Annotated in this window: 20 protein-coding genes; 10 read left to right on the plus strand and 10 right to left on the minus strand. The window is 70.4% G+C overall.

Features of this window, described 5'->3' with window-relative positions; all coding sequences use genetic code 11:
* The first annotated feature begins 53 nt into the window (after positions 1-53).
* Entirely contained in the window at positions 54-818 is a 765-nt protein-coding gene (locus tag ACIRG5_RS40380; RefSeq protein ID WP_402915235.1) for an IclR family transcriptional regulator, read from the plus strand.
* Positions 819-928: 110 nt separating this feature from the next.
* Here the strand turns inward: ACIRG5_RS40380 and ACIRG5_RS40385 are convergent, their stop codons facing one another.
* Entirely contained in the window at positions 929-1,936 is a 1,008-nt protein-coding gene (locus ACIRG5_RS40385) for a DUF2891 domain-containing protein (protein ID WP_402915238.1), read from the minus strand.
* Between the two features lie 176 nt (positions 1,937-2,112).
* On the opposite strand from ACIRG5_RS40385, the gene ACIRG5_RS40390 reads away from it, so the two are divergent.
* Positions 2,113-3,501 carry a class II 3-deoxy-7-phosphoheptulonate synthase gene (locus tag ACIRG5_RS40390; protein ID WP_402915241.1) on the plus strand — a complete coding sequence of 463 codons (1,389 nt, stop codon included), beginning with the start codon at positions 2,113-2,115 and terminating at the stop codon, positions 3,499-3,501.
* Positions 3,502-3,574: 73 nt separating this feature from the next.
* Here the strand turns inward: ACIRG5_RS40390 and pknB are convergent, their stop codons facing one another.
* Positions 3,575-5,611, minus strand: coding sequence for a Stk1 family PASTA domain-containing Ser/Thr kinase (gene pknB, locus ACIRG5_RS40395; RefSeq protein WP_402915243.1), 2,037 nt, complete (start codon positions 5,609-5,611; stop codon positions 3,575-3,577).
* Positions 5,612-5,688: 77 nt separating this feature from the next.
* Here pknB and ACIRG5_RS40400 point away from each other — a divergent pair, with 77 nt between their 5' ends.
* Entirely contained in the window at positions 5,689-6,054 is a 366-nt protein-coding gene (locus tag ACIRG5_RS40400) for an Rv2175c family DNA-binding protein (RefSeq protein ID WP_030474641.1), read from the plus strand.
* An 80-nt stretch (positions 6,055-6,134) separates the two neighbouring features.
* Here ACIRG5_RS40400 and ACIRG5_RS40405 read toward each other — a convergent pair whose 3' ends face one another.
* The 3 genes from ACIRG5_RS40405 to ACIRG5_RS40415 all read right to left on the minus strand — a co-directional run bounded on the left by ACIRG5_RS40405 (position 6,135) and on the right by ACIRG5_RS40415 (position 9,705).
* Positions 6,135-7,022 carry a phytoene/squalene synthase family protein gene (locus ACIRG5_RS40405; protein ID WP_402915246.1) on the minus strand — a complete coding sequence of 296 codons (888 nt, stop codon included), beginning with the start codon at positions 7,020-7,022 and terminating at the stop codon, positions 6,135-6,137.
* The gene (gene mptB / locus ACIRG5_RS40410) at positions 7,019-8,467 is read right to left on the minus strand and encodes a polyprenol phosphomannose-dependent alpha 1,6 mannosyltransferase MptB (RefSeq protein WP_402915249.1); all 1,449 of its coding nucleotides are present in this window, start codon (positions 8,465-8,467) and stop codon (positions 7,019-7,021) included. The genes ACIRG5_RS40405 and mptB overlap by 4 nt, the downstream gene beginning before the upstream one ends.
* A gap of 170 nt (positions 8,468-8,637) precedes the next feature.
* The gene (locus tag ACIRG5_RS40415; protein ID WP_402915252.1) at positions 8,638-9,705 is read right to left on the minus strand and encodes a polyprenyl synthetase family protein; all 1,068 of its coding nucleotides are present in this window, start codon (positions 9,703-9,705) and stop codon (positions 8,638-8,640) included.
* Positions 9,706-9,809: 104 nt separating this feature from the next.
* Between ACIRG5_RS40415 and metF the strand changes: the two genes are divergently transcribed.
* Positions 9,810-10,691 carry a methylenetetrahydrofolate reductase [NAD(P)H] gene (gene metF / locus ACIRG5_RS40420; protein ID WP_402915255.1) on the plus strand — a complete coding sequence of 294 codons (882 nt, stop codon included), beginning with the start codon at positions 9,810-9,812 and terminating at the stop codon, positions 10,689-10,691.
* Here the strand turns inward: metF and ACIRG5_RS40425 are convergent.
* Positions 10,688-11,341, minus strand: a complete 654-nt coding sequence (locus ACIRG5_RS40425) for a DUF3153 domain-containing protein (RefSeq protein ID WP_402915257.1) — start codon at positions 11,339-11,341, stop codon at positions 10,688-10,690. The genes metF and ACIRG5_RS40425 overlap by 4 nt on opposite strands.
* 107 nt (positions 11,342-11,448) lie before the next feature.
* Between ACIRG5_RS40425 and ACIRG5_RS40430 the strand changes: the two genes are divergently transcribed.
* Positions 11,449-13,101, plus strand: a complete 1,653-nt coding sequence (locus ACIRG5_RS40430) for a DUF885 domain-containing protein (protein WP_402915260.1) — start codon at positions 11,449-11,451, stop codon at positions 13,099-13,101.
* Positions 13,102-13,353: 252 nt separating this feature from the next.
* Here the strand turns inward: ACIRG5_RS40430 and ACIRG5_RS40435 are convergent, their stop codons facing one another.
* Entirely contained in the window at positions 13,354-13,848 is a 495-nt protein-coding gene (locus ACIRG5_RS40435; protein WP_402915263.1) for a VOC family protein, read from the minus strand.
* Positions 13,849-13,872: 24 nt separating this feature from the next.
* On the opposite strand from ACIRG5_RS40435, the gene ACIRG5_RS40440 reads away from it, so the two are divergent.
* Complete coding sequence (locus ACIRG5_RS40440; RefSeq protein ID WP_402915266.1) at positions 13,873-15,438, plus strand: alkaline phosphatase D family protein; 1,566 nt, start codon at positions 13,873-13,875, stop codon at positions 15,436-15,438.
* Here the strand turns inward: ACIRG5_RS40440 and ACIRG5_RS40445 are convergent.
* Positions 15,415-16,161: a maleylpyruvate isomerase N-terminal domain-containing protein gene (locus ACIRG5_RS40445; protein WP_402915269.1), complete on the minus strand. Its 747-nt coding sequence runs from the start codon at positions 16,159-16,161 to the stop codon at positions 15,415-15,417. The two genes, ACIRG5_RS40440 and ACIRG5_RS40445, sit on opposite strands and share 24 nt — an antisense overlap.
* Positions 16,158-16,577 (minus strand): SAV_6107 family HEPN domain-containing protein, encoded by a 420-nt coding sequence (locus ACIRG5_RS40450; protein ID WP_402915272.1) that lies wholly within the window; start codon positions 16,575-16,577, stop codon positions 16,158-16,160. Before ACIRG5_RS40450 ends, ACIRG5_RS40445 begins: the two co-directional genes overlap by 4 nt.
* Positions 16,578-16,780: 203 nt before the next feature.
* On the opposite strand from ACIRG5_RS40450, the gene ACIRG5_RS40455 reads away from it, so the two are divergent.
* From ACIRG5_RS40455 to ACIRG5_RS40470, 4 genes are all read left to right on the plus strand, one after another.
* On the plus strand, positions 16,781-17,269 hold the full coding sequence (locus ACIRG5_RS40455) for a YbaK/EbsC family protein (protein WP_402915274.1): 489 nt from the start codon (positions 16,781-16,783) through the stop codon (positions 17,267-17,269).
* Positions 17,266-17,829, plus strand: coding sequence for a GNAT family N-acetyltransferase (locus ACIRG5_RS40460; RefSeq protein WP_402915276.1), 564 nt, complete (start codon positions 17,266-17,268; stop codon positions 17,827-17,829). Before ACIRG5_RS40455 ends, ACIRG5_RS40460 begins: the two co-directional genes overlap by 4 nt.
* 106 nt (positions 17,830-17,935) lie before the next feature.
* Positions 17,936-18,565, plus strand: a complete 630-nt coding sequence (locus tag ACIRG5_RS40465) for a GntR family transcriptional regulator (RefSeq protein WP_402915278.1) — start codon at positions 17,936-17,938, stop codon at positions 18,563-18,565.
* Complete coding sequence (locus tag ACIRG5_RS40470) at positions 18,562-19,548, plus strand: 1-aminocyclopropane-1-carboxylate deaminase (protein ID WP_402915280.1); 987 nt, start codon at positions 18,562-18,564, stop codon at positions 19,546-19,548. The genes ACIRG5_RS40465 and ACIRG5_RS40470 overlap by 4 nt, the downstream gene beginning before the upstream one ends.
* Position 19,549: 1 nt before the next feature.
* On the opposite strand, the gene ACIRG5_RS40475 is transcribed toward ACIRG5_RS40470, so the two are convergent.
* Complete coding sequence (locus tag ACIRG5_RS40475) at positions 19,550-24,106, minus strand: ATP-dependent helicase (RefSeq protein ID WP_402915609.1); 4,557 nt, start codon at positions 24,104-24,106, stop codon at positions 19,550-19,552.
* Positions 24,107-24,110: the final 4 nt, after the last annotated feature.

Raw genomic sequence — 24,110 nt, forward strand, 5'->3', positions numbered from 1 at the left:
TTCGAGGGGACTTCGGAGTTCCGCTGACCGGAACTCAGTGGCACGATCAGGTGATGACCGAGGTGCCGAACACCCTGCTGGGCAAGGTGATGTCGGTGCTGAACGCCTTCGGCGCCGACGACGACGAGCTCGGCTTCGCGGAACTGGGCCGACGCACCGGCCTGCCGAAGGGGACGCTGCACCGCCTGCTGGGCGACCTGGCCGACGTCCGCCTGCTCGACCGGGGCCCACGCGGCTACCGCCTGGGCGGCCACCTGTTCCAGCTGGGCATCCGCGCGTCGGTCGAACGCCGCCTGGTCGAGGTGTCCACGCCTTACCTGGAAGACCTCTACGAACGCACCCACGAAACCGTCCACCTCGGACTCCTCGAAGGCCACGAGGTCGTCTACGCCGCGAAGATCGGCGGCCACCGCCAGGCGTCCTCACCGTCACGTCTGGGCGGCCGCATGCCCCTGCACGCGACGGCGATCGGCAAGGCCCTGCTCGCCCACGCCTCGCCGTCGTTGCGCACCGAGATCCTCGGCTCCCCGCTGGCCCGCCGGACGCCCCGCACCGTCGTCACTCCCGGCATGCTCCGCCGTCAGCTGACCACGATCCGGCAGACCGGCGTGGCCTACGAGTTCGAGGAGTCCAGGGTCGGCCTGGCCTGCGTGGCGTCGCCGGTGCTCGGCCACGACGGCAGTGTGGTGGCCGCGGTCAGCGTCGCCGGACCGACCATCCGGTTCGATCCCCGCGCGCACGCGGCCTCGGTGCACGCGGCGGCGACGGGCATCGCGCTGACGCTGATCCGGCGGGCGACCCTGGCGTCAGGAACCTGATGGACGGCACCTGAAATCCAATATATCGGTGCCCGTTTTGCCCGACCTTATGCAAAAGACGTTTGCGGACGTCCGCAAACGTCTTTTGCAATGGGGTGAGTAAGCGCAGGTCAGAAGGCCTTTACGTCGAGGTAGGCGCCGAACGTGCCGAGCCAGTGGTCGGCCATGTAGCCGTGGCCGCCGAACACGTAGGTCCACCCGGCCTCGCGGTGCGCGGCGGAAGCCGTCCGGGCCAGCGAGGCGTACCGGTGGTCGGCGGGCAGTGCCTCCGCGATCGCCTCCCAGTTCCAGGCACGCGACAACGCGAGCCCGGCCAGGTGCGAGCCGTAGGGGTCGCTGGGGTCGTCGACCGGGTAGGGCTCGCGCAGCACCCGCCACCGTTCCGATTCGAGCTCCGGCAGGTAGGCGTCGAGCCAGCCGGCGAACTCGTCGGTGTCCAGGGCGCGGCGCATCAGGTCGGCCGTCGTCAGCGCGGGGGACAGGAAGTCGGCGGCGTCCGGTTCGAAGCCGCCGTACGCGGTCTCGTCCCGGTGCCACCGCAGCGCCGCGTCGACGCAGGCGGAGGCCAGTTCGGAGTCGCCGTTCACCTGGGCGGAGTCGTACACGAGCCCGGTCGCGAACGCGGTGTTGCTGTGCGTGCCGGTGCGGATCGGCAGGCGTGCCGCCGAGATCCATTCCAGCCATCGGTCGCGCAGCACGTCCGCGATCGGCGCCACCGACCACGGCAGGCCTGAGGTACGCAGTTCCGCGTCGAGCAGCAGCAGCCACGCCCAGCCGTACGGGCGCTCCCAGTGCCGTCCAGCCGGGGAGGCGAAGAACGAGGCCTCGACGGCGCAGTTCTCGGGCGTGATCAGCTTGTCCAGGGCGTTGCGGGCCGTGTCCGCTCCCGCGAGAGAGGGCCGCAGCCGCAGCAGGCGCACGGCGAGCCACGTCTGGTGCACGCACGAGTGCCAGTCGAACGACCCGGCGAACACCGGGTGCAGCACCCGCTGAGGCATCAGCCGGTCGTCTCCGTCGATCACGTGCGTCCAGTGCACCGGGTGGTCGCGCTGGATGTTGTCGATCGCGATGCCCAGCAGCCGGGTAGCGGTGCTGTCATCCAATCGGGTGGCGTCCATGGCCCACATCATGCAGTGCGACATCTCAATAGGGCAGGGGCAGATAGTTGACAAGTAACAGACCTCACCCGGCGGGCGGGGGATCGGCACACCGGCCGGGTGACGTGGAAAACACGTGCTGAACAGCTGACAGGCCCGGCAGGGTCTCTCAGTGTGGGACAACTAGGATGAGCAGCGTGAACTGGACCGTGGACGTGCCCATCGACACGCTTCCCGAGCTTCCGCCGCTGCCTCCCGAGATGCGCAAGCGCCTGGACGACGCACTGTCGCGCCCGGCCGCCCAGCAGCCCGACTGGCCCGACGCCGAACAGGTGCGTCGCGTGCGGACCGTGCTCGAGAGCGTGCCGCCGATCACCGTGCCCGCCGAGATCGACCGGCTGCACACGCAACTGGCGCAGGTCGCGAACGGTGAGGCATTTCTCCTGCAGGGCGGTGACTGCGCGGAGACGTTCGCTGACAACACCGAGCCGCACATCCGCGCGAACATCCGGACCCTGCTGCAGATGGCCGTGGTGCTGACCTACGGCGCGAGTCTTCCGGTGGTGAAGGTCGGCCGCATCGCCGGCCAGTACGCCAAGCCGCGTTCGTCGGGCATCGACGCTCTCGGCCTGCCGTCCTACCGCGGCGACATCATCAACTCCCTGGTCGCGACGCCCGAAGCCCGCGTCGCCGACCCCGGTCGCATGATCCGCGCCTACGCGAACGCCGGCGCGGCCATGAACCTGCTGCGGGCGCTGACCGGCGCGGGTCTGGCCGACCTGCACCGCGTGCACGACTGGAACCGCGACTTCGTGCGCACCTCGCCCGCGGGCGAGCGCTACGAGGCCCTGGCCGGCGAGATCGACCGCGGCCTCAAGTTCATGTCGGCGTGCGGCGTGAACGACCAGTCGCTGCACGGCACCGAGATCTTCGCCTCGCACGAGGCGCTGCTCCTCGACTACGAGCGCGCGCTGCTCCGCCTCGACACGACGCGTGACGAGCCCAGGCTCTACGACCTGTCGTCGCACTTCGTGTGGATCGGTGAGCGCACCCGTCAGCTCGACGGCGCGCACATCGCGTTCGCCGAGATGCTGTCGAATCCGATCGGCCTCAAGATCGGTCCGACGACGACGCCGGAGATGGCCGTCGAGTACGTCGAGCGCCTCGACCCGCGGGGCGAGCCGGGCCGCCTGACGCTCATCTCGCGCATGGGCAACCAGAAGGTGCGCGACGTGCTGCCCGCCATCATCGAGAAGGTCGAGGCCAGCGGCCACAAGGTCATCTGGCAGTGCGACCCGATGCACGGCAACACGCACGAGTCGTCGACCGGCTACAAGACCCGGCACTTCGACCGCATCGTCGACGAGGTCCAGGGCTTCTTCGAGGTGCACCGCCGCCTCGGCACGCACCCCGGCGGCATCCACATCGAGCTCACGGGTGAGGACGTCACCGAGTGCCTCGGCGGCGCGCAGGAGATCTCCGACGACGACCTCGCCGGCCGCTACGAGACGGCGTGCGACCCGCGCCTGAACACGCAGCAGTCGCTCGAACTCGCGTTCCTCGTCGCCGAGATGCTGCGGTCCTGACGGTTTCCTGAAGACGAGCTGAAGAACGAAGGGCCCCGCGTCGAGAACGCGGGGCCCTTCGCCTTTGCCGTGATCAGAGGCCGACGATCGTGATCTCGGTTCCTCGCTTCACCCGTGTGCGCGGCGGGATCGACTGGTTCACCACGGTCGCGTTGTTGCTCTTGTTGAACTCGACCTTCACCTTCAGGCCAGCCCGTTCGAGCTGTTCCTTGGCCTCCCGCACCTTCTGCCGGGTGACGTCCGGAACCTCGATCTCCTGGTTGTTCTGGTAGAAGAGCGTGACCCGCTTGTTCTGCGTCGGGTCCAGCACCGTGCCCGCGGGCGGATCCGTCCGCACCACGCGCGACCCGTTGTTCTCCGGCGCGTCCTCGCCACCTGCGTCGACCGCTTCCAGGCCGGCGCGCTGCAGTTCGGCGACCGCCTCGTCCTTCGTCTTGCCCGTCACGTTCGGCACGGGCAGGCGCGGCGGCGGTCCCTTGCTCAGGATCAGGGTCACCGGGGCGTCGAGCGCGAGCGCCGTACCGGGACGCGGATCGACACCCACGACCTTGCCGATCGGCACGGTGTCGTGGAACGCGTCCTTCGTGGGGTCCTTGGCCGCCTTCAGGCCTGAGGCCTCGATCTCCTTGGTCGCGGCGTCCACCTCGGCACCGGTGGTGATGAACGGCACCACGGGCCTGCCGCGCGACACGACGAGCTTCACCTGCTGGTTCTTGCGCAGCTCCGCGCCAGGACCAGGGTCGGAGCTGATGACCGTGCCGTTGGGCACGTCGTTGGACGGCACCTTCTCGACCAGCCCGGTGAGGTCGGCCTTCGAGAGCAGCACCATCGCGTTCTGCTCGGACTGCCCGGCCACCGACGGCATCTCCGTGTAGCGGCCGGCGCCGACGTACCAGGCGAACAGGCCGACGAGGAGCGCCACCACGACGGCCACGGAACCCCAGATCGTGAAGAGCTTCTTGCGCCTCTTGCGCTCCTCCTCGACCGGGTCGACCTTCGGCTTCCGCTTCTGCGGGGGACGACGGCGTGGCGGCTCCGGCCGCTGCATCGTGCGCGTCGCCGAGTTGCCGACGGGGATACCGGGAGGCGGGGTCGGAGGAGGCCCGGTGCTCACCGTCGTCATCGCGGCCGAGTTCAGGGACGGCTTCGGCACCACCGGCCTGGTCAGCTCGGCCGCCGAGGGAGGAGTGGCGCCGACCGCGACCGGAACCGGCCGCATGATGACCGTCCTGTCGTTCTCGGGTGCCGAACCGGGCACGGGCACCGGCTGCGGCGTCAGGCCCAGGTCCGTGCCCACGCGCTCCAGTTCGGCCAGGAACGCGTCGGCGTTCGCGGGCCGCAGCACCGGGTCGCGCCGCGTCGCCTTGCGCACCAGCGTGTCGAGCGCCAGCGGGATCTCCGGAACCGACGGGACGTCCGAGTTCACGTGCTGATAGGCCACCGAGATGGCCGTCTCGCCGCGATAGGGCGCCTGACCCGCCAGCATCTCGTAGAGCACGATCCCGGCCGCGTAGACGTCACTACGCGCGTCCGCAGCGCCCGATTCCACCTGTTCGGGTGAAAGATAGGCGACGGTGCCGAGGATCTCGCTGTCGCTCGTGACGCCGTTCTCGGCGATCGCGCGGGCCAGCCCGAAGTCCGCCACCTTCACCTGTCCACCAGGCCCGATCAGCACGTTCTCCGGCTTCACGTCCCGGTGCACGAGCCCGGCGCGGTGGGCAGCGCCCAACGCCGACAGCACCGGCCCGAGGATGCTCAGCGCCACGGCGGGAGCGAGCTTGCCGCGCTGATTGAGCAGGTCACGGAGGTTGCCGCCGTCGATCAGCTCCATCACCAGGTACACCTGGTCACCGTCGACGCCCTGGTCGTGCACGGACACCACTGCCGGGTGATGCAACTGGGCCGCCGCGCGTGCCTCGCGCTCGAAGCGCGCGACGAACGCCGGGTCCGCCGTCAGGTGCGGATCCATCACCTTGATGGCCACATCGCGATCGAGGCGAGTGTCGCGACCTCGATAGACGGTGGACATGCCACCGCGCGCCAGCACGGAGTCCACCCGGTAGCGCTGCTCCAGCAGTCCACCCATCACGTTCGAAACCGACCTCTCCACAGTGCGAGATGGTAAAGCTCAGGATGACCCGGTTGGCGGAAGGGCGTTCCCAGTTCGGTTATGGCATCGTGACCCCCGTGAGTGCGATTCCTGCCGCTGCGGATGTATTGGCTGCCGACCTGGAGGTTCTTCCTCTCCCCGAGGTGGCCGACCGAATGGGACTTCCGGTCACCCGGGTCCACCAAATGTTGCGCGACGGGCAACTGCTCGCCGAGCGGCGGGCCGGCGTTCTCGTCGTCCCCGAGGCGTTTCTCGCTGCCGGAGGGGTGGTGAAGGGTCTGCCCGGCACCATCACGGTGCTGCGCGACCAGAACTACTCCACGGACGAGATTCTGCGCTGGCTCTTCACGGAGGACGAAAGCCTCCCTGGCACTCCGATCGAAGCATTGCGCGGAGACCGTGGGCGTGAGGTAAAGCGCCGCGCGCAAGCCATGGGCTTCTAGGTCGTCGATCACCGGGGTTCCAGACGTCTCCGCAGGTGAGAGACGTCTGGAATCCCTGCGCGAGGCTAAAAGAGCGGGGCTCACCCCGGAAACCCGTGAGTCGTCACACGGGCGAGGAGGGCTCGGCCGACGCCCGGCGCCGCCACGGCGAGCCGCCGTGAGTTCGGCACGGCCACACGCCGCCACAACACCTCGCAGCCGACGAGCCCGAGGATGTCGCGGTACAGCGTGTACGCGGTCCGCACGCAGGGCCGCGACGTCGCGGACAGCATCCCGATGCCGGGTTCCGCAGACTGATATATCGCATACGAGTGCGCGACGAGGTCGTCGAGAGTCCGTTGCACCCGCTCGTTTGCGCGACGATGACGACGACACCATTGCAAAAGGTCGCGGTCGACGCCGTGCGCGCCGAGGACGTCCTGCGGCAGGTACACGCGGCCGCGGTCGAGGTCCTCGCCCACGTCGCGCAGGAAGTTCGTGAGCTGGAACGCCGCCCCGAGCCGGGCCGCGTACGGTTCGGCCTCCTCACGCGGCACGACGGTGCCGAGCACCGGCAGCATCTGCAGCCCGATGACCTCCGCCGAGCCGTGCACGTAGACGCCGAGCGCGTCGAGGTCCGCATACTCCGTCACGTCGAGGTCCATCCGCATCGACGCGAGGAAGTCGGTGAACAGCGACCTGTCGATGTCGTAGCGACGCATCGTGTCGGCCAGCGCGTGCAGGATCGGGTTCGACGGCGCCTTCTCCAGGAGCCGCTCCAGCCGGTCGAGTTCACCCGCGCGGTCGGTCACCCCGGCCGCGTCGACGATCTCGTCGGCCCACCGGGCGAACGCGTACAGGGCGTGCACCGCGGGCCGCTGTTCAGGCCGCAGCAGCGTCGTGGCCAGGAAGAACGTCTTGCCGTACCGCGCGTTCACGCGGCGGCAGGCGGCATAGGCGGAGCCCAGGTCCACAGTCCCGGAGCTCATTCGTAGCGAGAGGACAGGCCGAACGGGTCCGGCTTCACCAGTGAGCGCGCCGCGAGTCCCGACACCACCAGCGCGAAGAGCAGGTAGGCCCACGAGTACAGCGCCGTGTCGCCGTTCGGGAACGTCACCAGCAGCAGGAACAGCGACGCGGTCGTCACCGTGACCAGCGCGCCCGTGCTCCACGCGAACCCGGCGGCCAGCGCCAGCGCCCAGGTGAAGTACCAGGGCAGCGTCGCGGGGGACAGCAGCGCCACGGCCAGCAGCGTCAGCGCGCCGCGCCGGACGGCGTTGCGCACCTCGCCGTCGCGCGACGCCCACCACTGCGTGTACGCGATCCAGATCAGCACCACGGAGCCCAGCGCCCGCGCCACGCCGATGAAGATGCCGCCGTCGACGTAGACGAACCAGTTCACGACCATGCGCACGAAGTCGCCGACCGCGCTCGGCACCGACAACCAGTTGATGATCATCGACGAGCTGCGCAGCGCCGGGATCCAGCCGAGGCTCACCCCGGCGATCAGCGTGCACACGAGGAACGTCCCGAGGAACGCGGCCAGGCCCGGCAGCAGCGCCTTGCGGAACTGGGCGCGCTTGTCGCCCTCCAGGCGCGCAGCCCAGATCCAGACGAGGAACGGGACGATCACGACCGCCGTCGCCTTCACCGAGAACGCGAGGGACAGCAGCACGAAGCCGAGAACGTGCCTGCGGTCGAGCACCAGCAGCACACCGGCCGCCATCAGCCCGATCATCAGCAGGTCGTTGTGCGCGCCGCCGATCAGGTGGATCAGCACCAGCGGGTTCGCCGCGACCAGCCACAGCGCGACCGCCGACTTGCCGCCCAGGTGCCTGCTCAGGCCCGGCAGCGCCCAGCACAGCAGCACCAGCCCGCCCGCGAGAGAGAGGCGCATGGCGACGACGCCGAGGATGACGCTCGCGTCCGTGATCCACACGATCGCCTTGGCGACCAGGATGAACAACGGCCCGTACGGTGCCGGCGTGTGCTGCCACACCCAGCTGACGTTCTCGCTGAGCGTGCTCTGCAGGACCGCGGGCCCGACCGTGTACGGGTCGTAGCCGCTCAGCGCGAGCTGGCCCTGTGCCAGGTAGCTGTAGATGTCCTTGCTGAACAGCGGCGGCGCGAACAGCAGCGGCAACGTCCAGACCGTCACCGCGACCAGCACCGCGAAGTCGCCGATCTCACCCCACCGCACGAGGCGGCCGAGCCGGATCCACGCCCAGATGACGAGGCCGAGCCCGAGGTACAAGACCATGCTCGCGAGGTCGCGGCCGTGGCCGTAGCGCAGCCAGCTCAGCCCGACCTGGGCGAGCAGCGGGTCACGCTCGAGGATCGCGCCGGCACCCATGCCCCCGAGCGCGATCAGAGCCACGCCCAGCAGGCCGAGCATGGTCGTGCGGATGGGGATGGCGTAGGTGTTCGTGCGCACGACTGGATCAAGCTCCTGTGGAGGTGCCTCGGAGCTCGTGCGGGGGAGGGACGGAGTTGCTGCCATCGCCCGAACATCGTTGCACAAGGCGCTGAAGCGTCGGCAAGCAACGGGCCACACTGGTCACGTGGACTTAATGCGAGCCGTCCGCCCGGGAAAGGTGATCAACTTCAGAACGTGCGCCTGGTGGAGCTGATCGCGAGGCCGGCGAGCCTGGCGGCGGCCGGTTCGGCCACCGGAGCGGTGTCGAGGGCGGCCAGCGCGCTCTTCGTCAGCTCCTCGATGCGTTCCTCGACGGCGTCGACGGCGCCGACCTTGACGAGGGCGCGCCGGACCTCTTCGACGGTGTCGAGGTCGAGGTCGGGCTTGCCCAGTGCGATATCCAATACATCGGCGCCGAACTGCATGCCGAGCGCGACGAGCAGCGTGCGCTTGCCCTCGGCGAGGTCGTCGCCCGCCGGCTTGCCGGTGACCTCGGGGTCGCCGAACACGCCGAGCAGGTCGTCGCGCAGCTGGAACGCGACGCCGATGTCGGCGCCGAACGCGCGCAGCCCGTCGATCAGCTCCGGCGAACCGCCCGCCATCGCCGCACCCATGTGCAACGGCCGTTCGACGGTGTAGGCGGCGGTCTTGAGCCGGTCGATGCGCAGCGCGGCGTCCGCGGACGAGTCGCCCCGCGCCTGCGTCAGCACGTCGAGGTACTGGCCCGCGAGCATCTCGGTGCGCATGTCCCGCCACGGCTCGCTCATCCGGCGCAGCACCTCCGGCGGCAGTCCGGCGGCGAAGAGCATGTCGTCCGCCCACGCCAGCGCGACGTCGCCGATCAGCACGGCCGCCGACATGCCGAAGCGCTCCGACGAACCGAGCCACCCCTGCTCGCGGTGCCGCGCGCCGAACGCGATGTGCACGGTCGGCTTGCCCCGGCGCACCGACGAGGCGTCCATCAGGTCGTCGTGGATCAGCGCGCACGCCTGGATCAGCTCCAGCGAGCTGACCGCCGTGAGCACCTCGTCCGCGAGTTCGCCGTCGGGATCGCCGCCCGCCGCCCGCCAGCCCCACCACGCGTAGGTCGGGCGGATGCGCTTGCCGCCGCCCAGCACGAAATCGGAGAGCGCGTCCACCGCGCTCGCGAAGCTCGGGTCCATCGCCTCCCCGGACGCGCGCCGGGAGGCCAGGTAGGTGGTCAGCGCTGCTTCGACGTGCTGGGGCAGAGCGGCGTCGATGGGGTGGTGGGACACACGTCCATGGTCCGCTGTGTCCGGGACCACCCGCATGCCGGGGCCCGCGTACCACATGCTGAGCTGGGGTCTCACCTAGCGGAAGACCCACTAGGGTTGGTCCCATGACGTCGGTGGTGGAGCGGCTCCGGGGAGAGTCACCCAAGTTCTCGGTGGAGTTCCTGCCGCCTCGGGACGCGGAGGACGAGAAGGTCCTCTGGAAGGCCGTTCGCGAGCTGGAAGGCCTCGACCCGGCGTTCGTGTCGATCACCTACGGCGCCGGCGGGTCGCGCCGGGACCGCACGATCCGCGCCACCGGCCGCATCGCGCAGGAGACGACGCTGCTCCCCGTCGCGCACCTCACCGCCGTCGAGCACTCGGTGGCCGAGCTGCGCAACGTGATCGGCTGGTACGCGGCGATCGGCGTGCGCAACATCCTGGCGCTGCGCGGCGACCCTCCCGGCGACCCGATGGGCGAGTGGGTCGCGCACCCGGAGGGCCTGAACTACGCCGACGAGCTGGTGCGGCTGGTCCGCGAGCTCGGCGACTTCTGCGTGGGCGTGGCGGCGTTCCCGTACGGGCACCCGCGCTCCGGCGACCTCGACACCGACCTGAAGTTCCTGCTGCGCAAGCTCGACGCGGGCGCGGACTACGCGGTGGCCCAGTTGTTCCACGCGCCGGAGCCGTTCCTGCGGATGCGCGACCGGGTGGCGGAGGCGGGCTGTTCCGCGGCGATCCTGCCGGGAATCATGCCGATGCTCTCGCCGCGAGGCCTGGCCAAGATCGTGGAGCTGTCCGGCGCCGACCTGCCGCTCGACGTCGCGCGCCGGTTGGAGCCGTACGCGGACGACGTCGCGGGGTTCCGGGCGACCGGCATCGACATCGCGACCGAGATGTGCCAGCGCCTGCTCGACGAGGGCGTTCCCGCGCTGCACTTCTACACGATGAACAGGTCCAAGGCGACGAAGGAAGTGCTGGGACGCCTGGGTCTGGTGACCCGCGCCTAGAGAGTGACGTTGCGCTTGTGCGCGATGAGGGCGAGAACGACGACGATCAGCGCGGCACCGCCGGTGAGCCCGGCGACCAGCAGCGCCCAGCCGAAGAACGAGCTGGAGTTCTCGCCCGCGTACTGCACGGTGGCCTGCAGCATCGACGCCTGACCGGGTTTCGGAGACCACGCGATCGTGTTGTTCTCCTCCTCGCGGCCGTTGGTGTTCACGATCTGGCCGGGGAAGCTGACCTTCACCTGGATGTCCGCGCGTTCCACCGGGACCTGGGTCAGGTCGACCGACCCCGACAGCGTGACAAGATCACCCGACCGGCGGAAGCTGAGGCTGTAGCGGCTGTTCGACGAGCTCGTGGACGCCGACAGCGTCCGCATCTCGTCGAACGACAGGCCGTTGAAGAACAGCTGCGTGCCCGCATAGGACTCCACCCGGTACGGCTTGGTGGTGACGCGGCTCGCGAGCTCCGGCGGCACCTTGAGCTGCGGGCCGGGGTCGTTGTCCTGCGTCGGAGGCGTGGCCGCGACGATCTCGCCGGAGATGCGGTCGTCGTCCGACACGGCCATGGCGGCGTACACGCGAACGCAACCGCTCAACGAAAACAGGGTGAGCAGCAAGAAGACCGGCAGCAGAAGTGCCCGGGAACGACGCACGCGGACATCCTGCCAGCACGGCCCAAACGACGCAGGTCCCCTCCAAAGGTCGTGAGCTTGACTAACTACCTTTTGGTGTGGAGGGGCGCGAGGTAGCGTCTCGAAACATGGCATCCGTGCACGAGATCAGCAACAAATTCGTCAGCGACTACGTGGCGCTGGACCCCATCACCGCCACCAGTCTGGGCTTCGCGGGAGCCGACGACCAGCTGACGGACCTCTCTCCGGAAGGGCACGCGGCGCGCGACGAACTCGCCGTCCGCGCTCTCGCCGACATCACCGCCGCACAGCCCGCGGATGCCTCCGAGGAAGCGGCACGCGCCGTCTTCCTGGAACGGACGGGCCTGGAGCACGAGCTGTATGAGGCCGGTGAGACCGAGTCCTCGCTGAACGTCATCGCGAGCCCGATCCAGTCCGTGCGCGACATCTTCGACCAGATGCCGACCGACACGCCGGAGCAGTGGGCCACGATCGGCCGTCGCCTCTCCGCCGTGCCCGCCGCTCTCGACGGTCTGCGCGCCTCTCTCTCACACGCCGCTTCTCGCGGGCACGTCTCCGCGATCCGTCAGGTCACTCAGGTCGCCAAGCAGTGCGACACCTTCGCTACGACCTTCTTCGGCCCGTTCGCCGCTTCCGCCAACGTGGACGGCTCGGTGCGCTCCTCTCTCGACGCCGGCGCCACCGCCGCTGCCGCCGCCTACGCGGACTTCGCCTCGTTCCTGCGCACGACGCTGGCACCACAGGCACCGGCCAAGGACGCGGTCGGCGAGGAGCGCTACCGCCTCGGCTCGCGCTACTTCACCGGGTCGCGGCTCGACCTGGCCGAGGCCTACGCGTGGGGCTGGGAGGAGTTCCTCGGCATCGAGGCCGAGATGAAGAAGGTCGCCGCGCGGCTCAAGCCGGGCGCTTCGCTGGCGGAGACCGCGGCGTTCCTCGACGAGCACCCGCGCTACCAGGTGCACGGCCAGGACGGCCTGCAGACGTGGATGCAGGAACTGTCCGACAAGGCCTTGCTCGACCTGCGCGACGTGCACTTCGACCTGCCGGACGCGCTGATGAGCCTCGAATGCAGGATCGCCCCGCCCGGCGGTGCCGTCGGCGCCTACTACACGCCGCCGACCGCCGACTTCTCCCGCCCCGGCCGCATGTGGTGGTCGATCGCCGAGGGCAAGTCGGTGTTCCCGACGTGGCGCGAGACCTCGACGGTCTACCACGAGGGCGTGCCGGGCCATCACCTCCAGTGTGCGACGGCCGTGTACCAGTCGGAGACGCTGAACGACTTCCAGCGCCTCATGTGCTGGGTGTCGGGCCACGGCGAGGGCTGGGCGCTCTACGCGGAACGCCTCATGCGCGAACTCGGCTACCTCGACGACGACGGCGACCTGCTCGGCATGCTCGACGCGCACCTGTTCCGCGCGGCCCGCGTGATCATCGACATCGGCATGCACCTGGAGCTGGAGATCCCGGCCGGCACCGGCTTCCACCCCGGCGAGCGCTGGACGCCCGAACTCGGCCTCGAGTTCATGATGACCCGCACGCTCTCGGAGCCCGCCCACATCCGCGACGAGATCGACCGCTACCTCGGCTGGCCGGGCCAGGCGCCGGCGTACAAGATCGGCGAGCGCCTGTGGCTCGCCGCCCGCGAGGACGCGCGGACCCGCAAGGGCGCCGACTTCGACCTCAAGGCCTTCCACAAGGAGGCCCTGGAGATGGGCGCGATGGGCCTCGACACCCTTCGTGAACGGTTGGCCGCCCTCTGACCCGTCCCCGTCGTGCAACGCGCTGACCTGCGCTGATCCACCCTTATGCAAAAGACGTTTGCGAACGCCCGCAAACGTCTTTTGCATAACTGATATATCGGTGGGCTGATATATCGGATGTCAGTGGTCACCGGCGGGGCGCAGGCGGAACATCGAGATGCCGAAGCCGGTGCCCGTGAGGCTGCTGTCCTTGCCGGTGCCGCCCACCTCCACCTTGAGTTCGCGAGCGAACTCAAGGTGCGCCCTGGGGCGTTACGCCGGATCGGACCACCGGACGCGCACGCGGTTCGTGATCGGCTCCGGGTCGTCGGTCCGCACGAACTCGAGCCACGGACCCGGCTCGGGCCGGACCGAGGCGAAGCCGTCCCCGTCACGCACCACCGGATGCCCGGTCGCCCTGGCCGACGCCAGCGGATCACGCGAGTCGACGACGACGGCCGCGATCACGCCGGGATATTCCGGGCGGGGTTCGAGGACGCAGAACTCGTTGCCCTGCGGATCGCGCAGCACCACCCACGGCACGTCGCCCTGACCGACGTCGGCGGGTTCGGCGCCGAGCTTCAACGCTCGCGCCACGATGTCCGCCTGGTGTTCGGGCGACGACGAGGCCAGGTCGATGTGCACCCGGTTCTTCTCGATCTTCGGGGCGTCGCTCCACACGAACGTCAACTCGATCTCGTCACCGGCGAACTCGGACCAGAACGCGGCCAGGGCCGGGGGATCCGCCGCCTCGAACGTGATTTCCACGCGTACGAGGGTACTGTCTCGCGCGTGGCGAAGCTGGTGCTCGGACCCCTCCTGAGGCATGTCGACGAATCGTCCGCGACGGTGTGGGTCGAGACGGACGCCGCGTGCGAGGTCGTGATCGCGGGGAACACCGCGCGCACGTTTCAGGCGGGACGGCAGCACTTCGCGCTCGTCAGACTCGAGAACCTCGGCGAGCGCACGGAATACGACGTCCGGCTCGACGGCGAGCAGGTCTGGCCGGAACCCGGCAGCGAGTTCCCGAAACCGGTCATCCGCACCGGTGAGGTCCGCCGGATCGCCTTCGGCTCGTGCCGCGCCGCGCCGACCCAGCCCGTCGGCCCCGACGCCCTCGACGCGTTCGCGCAGCGGCTCATGGAGACGCCCGAGGAAGAGTGGCCGCACGCGCTGATCCTGCTGGGAGACCAGGTCTACGCCGACGAACCCACCGAGGCCACCAAGCAGTGGCTGCGGGAACGCAGGCAGGGCACGGAGGAACCGGACGGCGAGGTCGTGCACTTCGGCGAGTACGCCCACCTCTACCACGAGACCTGGGGCGACCCGGAGATCCGCTGGCTGCTGTCGGTCGTGCCGACGGCGATGATCTTCGACGACCACGACGTGCGCGACGACTGGAACACCTCCGCGACGTGGCGCGCGGAGATGGCGGACAAGCCGTGGTGGCGCGACAGGATCCGCGGCGCCCTCTCCTCGTACTGGGTCTACCAGCACCTGGGCAACCTCAGCCCGGACGAGCTCGCGCGGAATCCCTTGTACGCCAAGGTGAAGGCCCAGGACACGGACGTGCTGCCGTTGCTGGAGGAGTTCGCCGAGGAGGCGGACAAGGAGGTGGAGGGCCGCAAGTCGACGTGGTGGAGCTTCCGCCGCGACTTCGGCCGCGCCCGGCTGCTCATGGTCGACACGCGCTGCGGCCGCATCCTCGAAGAGGACAAGCGGCAGATGGTCAGCGACGCCGAGTTCGACTGGATCGAGGAGAACACCGGCGGCGACATCGACCACCTGCTGATCGGCTCGTCGCTGCCGTGGCTGATGCCACACGCGCTCAGTCACTTCCAGTCCCTCAACGAGATCGGCGCGCGCAAACCGGGCTGGCAGGGCAAAGCCGCCGAGGCGATCAGGCAGGCGGTCGACCTGGAGCACTGGCCGGCGTTCCGCGAGTCGTTCGACCGGCTCACGCGGATGATCGAGAAGGCAGCGGGCAACGGCGCCGCGACGGTCTGCGTGCTGTCCGGCGACGTGCACCACAGCTACGTCGCCGAGGCCGAGTTCCCCAAGCCCACCAAGGCAGTGGTCGCGCAACTCGTGTGCTCGCCCATCCACAACGAGGCGCCGAAGTTCCTGAGGCCGGGGTTCCGGCTGTCGTGGTCGCGCGGGGCCTCGTGGGTGTTCCGCCGCCTCGCGACGCTGGCCGGCGTGCCGGAGGACCTGGTGCACTGGCGCAAGACCAGCGGCCCGCACTTCGGGAACTCCGTGGCAGTGCTGGACTTCGACGGCCCCCGCGCCCGCTACCGGCTGCTGTCGGCAACGGGCGAGGAGACCGCGTCCGTCCTACTTGGTCGCGAGCCGCAGTAGCGCCCACAGCTGCGCGATGGCGTCGTCGTCGCCGACCGTCGTGACCAGACGGTCGGGCAACCGGCCCCACAGCCAGCGGTACATCGTCATCGGGCTCGCCGACACCTGAGCGTCGGCGGCGTGCGCGTCCTCCGGGTCGACCACGCGCCACGCCGACGCGCCGCGCGGGCCGCAGCGCGTGAGCCAAAGGTGGTCCTCGACCTGGATGGCCACGAGGCTCTCCCGCGACCCCCGCACCCCGAGCACGTCCAGCTTGTGTCCCAGCCACAACGTGAGCACCTCGTCGACGCCGTCGATCGCGACCTCGTCGGCGACGGCGCCGGGTTCTACGCCGGAGGCGCCCTGGACGTCCATGCGGTGCACCGTCGTCTCGTGCGCGAGCCGTCGCCGCCAGAACCCGTAGTTCTGCCGGTCAGGCCACCACGTCGCGCACGGCTCGTCCTCGTCGTGCGCCTCGAGTTCCGCGATCACGGCCTCCGCGCCCGACCGCATGAAGTCGAGCGTGTCCTCGCCGGGCGCCGGGTAGTCCTGCCACTCCCCGGCTCGGGGCTCCCGGCCGAGCCTGATCCACGCCAGCACGCTGCGGTAACCGCCGCCGATGTGCCGCACGGTCTCCCCGAGGTTCAGACCGGGACAGGCCGGCACGCCCTTGTGCGGTGGCTGGCCGATCGCGGACATGGCGAGCAGTTCCGCCTCACGACGCAGGATGTCGAGAGAGTTCACCGCATCTCCTCGCTCATCACGCGGTCGACGAGCAGCACGAACTGATGGGTCTGGCGCACCAGGTCGTCGGCCGTGCGCGCGTCGACGTGCCGGGTGATCCCCGCGAGCACGGCAGCCCGCGTGGACGACCACGACGCGAAGAAAGCGGCCCACTCACTCATCTCCGGCGCGAGCGCGCCGAGCAGCACCCACGCGCTGGTCGGCCTCGACCGTCCGCGATGGGGTCGTCCACGTAAGGCGAGCACCGCGGCGGCAGCGCGCAGTGCGGCGAGATAAGCGGTCGCGAACCGCTGCGGGGGTTCGGGCGTCCGCTCCGACTCGGCGAGCGAGTCGTGGGCCTGCCGCAGCAGGGCGAGCGCGGACGCGGGTGGCAACGGGATGGGGAAGGCTGCCGGATTCGAAAGATCGGCTGTCATCTCGGCCTCCTCGTGGCGTCGGTGAACGACGTCACCGCCGAGGGGAAGCCGGCGGCTCTCGGAGGTGGGGTGCTTCCCCCACCCCACCTCCGAGGCATGGTGAGACTCGAACACATGTTCGAGTCTCCGTCAGCGTAGCTCCCGGCCGATGGATTCCTCAACCCGCCCCACCACGTGGGCGCGAGTCGTGGTCTGATGGATACGTGAGTGCGCTCGAACACCCCGGAATCCGCAAGGTCGCGGAAGCCCTGCCGTCAGCCACCGCCGAACGCATCGTCGTGCTGCCGGACGCCGTGCGGACCGCGGCGGCCGCCGCGGAAGCGGTGGGCGTGCAGGTCGGCGCGATCGCGAACAGCCTGCTGTTCGCCGCGGTGCGTGACGGAGTCGCCGCCCCGCTGCTGGTCCTGACCTCGGGCGCACACCGCGCGGACACGTCGATGGTGGCCGAACTCGTGGGCGCGGACGCCGTGAAGCGCGCCGCCCCGGAGTTCGTCCGCGAGCACACGGGCCAGGTGATCGGCGGGGTGTCGCCGGTCGGGCACCCGGCGCCGATCGAGACCATCGTGGACAGGGCGTTGTCCGGTTACGAGGAGATCTGGGCGGCCGCGGGGCATCCGCACGCCGTCTACCCCACGACCTTCGCGGATCTGGTGGCGCTGACGGGCGGACGCGTGGCGGTGGTGACGGCATGACGGCCTCGCCGCGCCTGGAGCGCATCGTCGAGATGACGGCCTCGGAGCTGAACGTGCGGCTGGGCGAAGCGCTCGCGCTGTACGTGACGGCCATGAACTACCCGCCCGGCACCGTCGAGCAGCGCGCCCCGATGTGGCTCGCGCACATGATGCGCGAGGACTGGCGCTGCGTCGTCGCGCTGGGGGAGCAGGACGAACTCGTCGGCATCGGCTACGGCTATCGCGGCGCGGCCGGCCAGTGGTGGCACGAGCAGGTGCGGCGCGGGCTGATGCAGGTCTCGCCGCCCACCGTCGTCGAGGACTGGCTCACCGACTACTTCGAGCTGACCGAACTGCACGTGCTGCCGCGCGCCCAGGGCCGTGGCCTCGGCGAGGAGCTGTTGCGCCGCCTGATGGAGGGCGTGTCGTCCTCCCGCGTGCTGCTGTCCACGCCCGAAGGTCCGAGCAAGGCGTGGAAGCTCTACCGCCGCGTCGGCTTCGTGGACGTGTTGCGGCACTACCAGTTCACCGGCGACCCGCGGCCGTTCGCGGTCCTCGGCCGCGCCCTGCCCGTGAACTGACACCGCCGGTCAGTCAACTCGCCTGAACCACCCAAGCCCCCGAGTCGCGCCGCGGCTCGGGGGCTTGTTGTTGCGATCACCCGACCCGAGCCCTACGCTCACTGATATGCAATATATTGGATATGGGTCACTGAAGGAGCGGGCGGCGGCCGAGATACGGACGGCGATCGTGCGCGGCGACCTGGAGCCGGGCACGCCCATCAAGGACGTCGAACTGGCGGAGAAGCTCGGCCTGTCCCGCACCCCGGTGCGCGAGGCACTCGCCACGCTGACCGACGAGGGCCTGGTCGAGACCAAGCCGCACGCGTACACGCGTGTCACCGCGCTGGAAGCGGAACCCGTGCGCGACGCCCTCGTCGTCGTCCAGTCCATGCACGCCCTCGCCATCGGCATCGCGGTGCCGAAGATGCCGGCCGAGGACCTCGCCGCGATGCGCGCCGCGAACAAGGCCTTCAAGAAGGCGCTCGACACCAACGACGCCGTCGCCGCGCTGGCCGCCGACGACGAGTTCCACGCGGTGGCCGTCCACCGCTGCGGCAACTTCGCGATCGCCGCGACCATCGACCGCTTCACCCCGCTGGTGCGCCGGGCCGAGCACAGCCGGTTCTCCTCGCCGGACGCCCGCCACTCCGTCACCCAGCACCAGCAGATCATCGAGGCGTGCGAGAAGGGCGACCCCGCGCTGGCCGCCACCCTGGTCGACGAGAACTGGAACACCCTGGAGGCCGAGCTGTGAACAGATTCCCGCTCCTCTTCGGCCCCTCGCCGGTCCACCGCCTGGACCGCCTCACCGCTCACCTCGGCGGCGCCGCGGTCTGGGCCAAGCGCGAGGACTGCAACTCCGGCCTCGCCTACGGCGGCAACAAGACCCGCAAGCTCGAGTACCTCGTCGCCGACGCGCTCGCCACCGGCTGCGACACCCTCGTGTCGATCGGCGGCATCCAGTCCAACCACACCCGGCAGGTCGCGGCCGCCGCGGCCAGGGCAGGCCTGAAAGCCGTGCTGGTGCAGGAGAGCTGGGTCGACTGGGCCGACGTCGGCAGCGACCGGGTCGGCAACATCCTGCTCAGCCGCATGATGGGAGCCGACGTCCGGCTGGTGAGCGCCGAGTTCGGCATCGGCGTCAAACCCGCCTGGGAACAGGCGATCGAAGAGGTCCGCGTGAACGGCGGCAAGCCCTACCCGATCCCCGCCGGCGCCTCCGACCACCCGCTGGGCGGCATGGGCTTCGCGAACTGGGCCGACGAGGTCCGCCAGCAGGAAGCCCAGCTCGGCGTCTTCTTCGACACCGTCGTCGTCTGCTCGGTCACCGGCAGCACCCAGGCGGGCATGGTCGCCGGTTTCGCGAACGACCCGAACCGCCGCGTGCTGGGCATCGACGCGTCCGCCAAACCCGCCGAGACCCTCGCCCAGATCACCCGCATCGCGCACAACACCGCCAAGCTCCGCGAGGTCACGGTGTCCGAAGAGGACATCCTCCTCGACGACCGCTTCCACGCCGGCACCTACGGCATCGCCGACGAGTCCACCGTGGACGCCATGCGCCTGGGCGCGAGCCTCGAAGGCATGATCACCGACCCGGTCTACGAGGGAAAGTCCCTGGCAGGGCTCATCCACCTCGTGTCGTCGGGCGAGATCGGCCGCGACAGCACGGTCCTCTACGCCCACCTCGGCGGGCAGCCGGCGCTCAACGCCTACAGCTCCCTGTTCCCCGCGTAAGTCACGCGCGCAGGCGCAGACCCTTCGGAGTGGCGCGGAAACCGGCTTCCTGCAGGACCGTCGCCAGGTGCGAGGTCAGCGCGACCTCGCCGTCGGCCCGCTGGACCGCCAGCTGGCCCAGCCAGCCATCGCGGACGGCCCGGCTCAGGGCGTTCGCGGCGGTGCGCAGGGTCGGCTCGTCGTCGGTGAACGACAGCAGTGATTTACCTCCTCTCTCCACGTAGAGCGCCGGGGTGCCGTCGACCAGCACCGCCAGCGCGCCGGCCTTGCGAGCCGGTCGGTGTTTGCCCTCGCCCAACGGGTCCGGCCACGCCAGCGCGGCACCGTAGGGCTGGGCGGGATCGGCCGCGGCGAGCACCACCGCGGCCTGGTCGGCCGGGGACGGCTGACCAGGAGGACGGGACAACGCCCGCAGGCGATCCACCGCGCCGCGCGCCGCGAACTGGGCCGCGCCCAGCCCCTCGACGACGTAGCCGCGGATGACCTGTCCCGACTCCTCCATGGCCCGCAACACCTTGTAGACGCCGCTGAACCCACCTGTCACGCGCTCGGTGTCCAGCGCGCCCCTGGTCAGCACGCCGTGGCGTTCCAGGAAAGCCTCGGCGCGAGCGTGTGCCCGGCGGGTCGGGTCCTCCGCCGGCGCGACCGCCAGGGACCAGCGACCGGCGGCGGTCGGCGGCCCCGTGCGGGAAGGCATGTCGGGACGAGCGGCGCGCAGCCGTGCATAACGGCCGCGCGGGGCAGTGCGGCGAGGCTTGTGCGCCGCCCCGCCACCGGACACCAGCGCGCGCAGCGGCGCCAGCGTGTCGTTGGTGATCAGCCCCGCCCACACCAGATCCCACAGCGTGCCGACGACTTCGGCGTCCGTGCACGTCACGGTGAGCGAGGCCCGGTCGACCACCTGGCGGAAGAACAACGCCCCGCCGGACAACGCCTCCAGCACCGCCGTGTGCAGCGGCGACTCCGGAATGGACTCCGGTACCAGGTCGGGCAGCAGCAGATCGGCCACGTCGGTCGGCGCGAGCGCGATCCAGCCGTCGCCACCGGCCAGCGCGCCACACCCCGTCCACGTGACCTCGCCGGACGCCGTCAGCTCGTCCAGCAACGCCGGGTAGTAGCCGGGCAACCGGGACGGGAACAGCAGCGATTCCAGGGCGCTCGCGGGAAGTGGCGCTCCGGCGAGCTGTTCCACCACCGAGAACACGTCGTCGACCGTCGGCGCCGACCGCAACCGGCGGCCCAGGCCGTGCCACTGCGGGAGGAATCGGCCCAGCGCGGCGGGTTCGACCGGCTCCACCTCGGACCGCAGCAGAGCCAGCGAGGCCCGGCGCAGACGGCGCAACACGTCCGCGTCGCAGTACTCGGTGTGCGTGCCACCAGGCCGGAGCTCACCGCGCACCAACCGGCCCGTGGCCGCCATGCGTTCCAGCACCCCCGTCACCACGGCCACGCCCAGACCGAAGCGGGCGGCGGGTTCGGAGGCGGGGAACGGCCCGTGCGTGCGGGCGTAACGGCTCAGCAGATCGCCCAGCGGGTCCGCCACCGGTTCGGTGAACGCCTCCGGCACGCCGACCGGGAGAGCGACACCGAGCGCGTCACGGACCTTGCCCGCGTCCTCGATCGAGATGCTGCGTTCCTCGCCGGCGATCCGGACCCGGATCACCCGGCGCTCGGACACCAGTTCGTCGAGCCACGCGCGGGGAACACCGCGTTCGAGCGCCTCAGCGTCGGAGAGATCTCCCAGGAACCGCAACAGGTCCGCGGTGTCCTCGGCGTGCCGCGGCCGGCGGTCCTCTGAGAGGCGCTGCAGGCTGCGTTCGACCTCGGCCACGACCTCCGGGTCGAGCAGTTCGCGGATCGCCTCCGAGCCGAGCAGTTCCGCGAGCAGCGTCGAGTCGAGCGACAACGCCGCCGCACGCCGTTCCGCCAGCGGAGCGTCCAGCTCGTAGAGGAACATGCCGACATAGCCGAAGAGCAGGCTGCGGGCGAACGGCGACGGCGACTGCGTCTCCACCTCGACCACGCGCACCTTGCGCGCGCGGACGTCCGACATCAGCTCCCGCAGGCCCGGCACGTCGTACACGTCCTGCAGGCACTCGCGCATCGCCTCCAGGACCACCGGGAAGCTCTCGTACTTCGAGGCGACCGACAGCAGTTGCGCCGACCGTTGCCGCTGCTGCCACAACGGGGTGCGGCGGCGTGGATCACGGCGGGGCAGCAGCAGGGACCGGGCCGCGCACTCGCGGAACCGGGCCGCGAACAACGCCGAGCCGCCCACCTCCGCGACCACGATCTGCTCGACCTCGTCGGGATCGAGCAGCACGTCCTCCGCGCCCGCCGTCACCTCCACGCCCTCGTAGTCCAGGGCGTCGGGCAGCCGCAGCACGATGCCGTCGTCGGAGTGCGCGGCCTGCACCTCGACCCCGCGCTTCTCCCGCAGGCGTGCCGCGATCGCGAGCGCCCACGGAGCGTTGACCTGGGCGCCGAACGGGGAGTGCACGACGAGCCGCCAGTCGCCCAGCTCGTCGCGGAACCGTTCCACCAGAACGATCCTATCGTTCGGGACGTGCCGCGTGGCCTCCCGCTGCTCGCCCAGGTACGCGAGCAGGTTGTCCGTCGCCCACTCGTCCAGACCGGCGGACCTGGCCCGTTCACGCGCCGCCGAGTCCTCCATCGTGGACACTTCGCGCAGGAACTTGCCCATCGCACGGCCGAGTTCCAGCGGGCGGCCGGGAGCGTCGCCCTTCCAGAACGGCATCCGCGCGGGCTGCCCCGGCGCGGGCACCACGATCACCCGGTCGTGCGTGATGTCCTGGACCCGCCACGACGACGTGCCCAGCAGGAACGTGTCGCCGACCCGCGACTCGTAGACCATCTCCTCGTCGAGCTCACCGACGCGCGAACCGGCCCCGTTCTCCGAGGCCGGGGTCATGACGGTGTACATCCCCCGGTCGGGGATCGTGCCGCCGGACGTGACCGCCAGCCGTTGCGAGCCCGGCCGGCCGCGCAGTTCGGAGTTCACCCGGTCCCAGGTGATCCGGGGCCGCAGCTCGCCGAACTCCTCGGACGGATACCGGCCGGACAGCATGTCGAGCACCGCGTTCAGCGCCGAGTCCGGCAGCCCGGCGAACGGCGCGGCCCGCCGCACCAGCGCCGTCAGCTCCTCGACCGTCCACGACTCCATCGCCACCATCGCCACGATGTGCTGCGCCAGCACGTCGAGCGGATTGCGCGGGAACCTCACGGCCTCGATCGCGCCGTCCCGCATCCGTTCCGCCACCACCGCGCACGACACCAGGTCGCCGCGGAACTTCGGGAACATCACGCCCCGCGACACCGCGCCGACCTGGTGCCCGGCCCGGCCGACGCGCTGCAGCCCGGACGCGACCGACGGCGGCGCCTCCACCTGCACCACCAGGTCGACCGCGCCCATGTCGATGCCGAGCTCCAGCGACGACGTCGCCACGACGCACGGCAGCCGCCCGGTCTTCAAGTCTTCTTCCACGGCCGTGCGCTGCTCTCGCGACATCGAGCCGTGGTGCGCGCGGGCGACGGACGCGGTCTTCTGCACCGTCATGCCCGACTGGCCGATGGCCTCGGCCGGGAACGACTCCAGCTCGGCCGCCTCTTCGGCGAGCTCGTTGAGGCGCGCGGTCAGCCGTTCCGCGAGCCGCCGCGAGTTCGCGAAGACGATCGTCGACCGGTGCGCCCGCACGAGTTCCAGGATCCGTGCCTCGACCGACGGCCAGATGGACGTGCGTTGCTCGGCTCCCGCGGCCGACCCCGACACCTCACCCGTCGGCTGGCCGAGCAGCGCCATGTCCTCGACCGGCACCTCCACCTCGACCTGGATGACCTTCGGGGTCTTCGGCTGCACGACCGACACCGGCCGCCCGCCGGCGAGGAACGTGCTGATCTCCTCGACCGGCCGCACCGTCGCCGACAACCCGATCCGCTGTGCGGGCCGTTCGAGCAGCGCATCGAGCCGTTCCAGCGACAACGCCAGGTGCCCGCCGCGTTTGGTGCCAGCCACCGCGTGCACCTCGTCGACGATCACCGTCTCCACGCCGCGCAACGACTCGCGCGCCGACGACGTGAGCAGCAGGAACAACGACTCCGGCGTCGTCACCAGCACGTCGGGGGGAGTGCGCCCGAACGCCCGCCGCTCCTCGGGGGACGTGTCGCCCGTCCTCATGCCCACGGTGATCGACGGTTCCGTCACCCCCAGCCGCTGAGCGGCCTGCCGGATGCCGGTCAGCGGAGCGCGCAGGTTTCGTTCGACGTCCACCGCCAGCGCTTTCAACGGCGACACGTACAGCACCCGGCAGCGCCGTTTCGGCTCCGCCGGCGTCGGGGAGGCGGCCAGCCGGTCCAGTGCCCACAGGAACGCGGCCAGCGTCTTGCCCGAGCCCGTCGGGGCGATGACCAGCGCGTGTTCGCCCGCCGCCGCGGCCGCCCACGCACCTGTCTGCGCCTGGGTGGGCGCGGCGAAGGCCCCGGCGAACCACTGCCTGGTCGCCGGTGAGAATGCCTCCATCACGTCCATGGCGACCATCATGACG

The sequence above is a fragment of the Lentzea sp. NPDC102401 genome, from assembly GCF_044765805.1.
Classification (GTDB): domain Bacteria; phylum Actinomycetota; class Actinomycetes; order Mycobacteriales; family Pseudonocardiaceae; genus Lentzea; species Lentzea sokolovensis.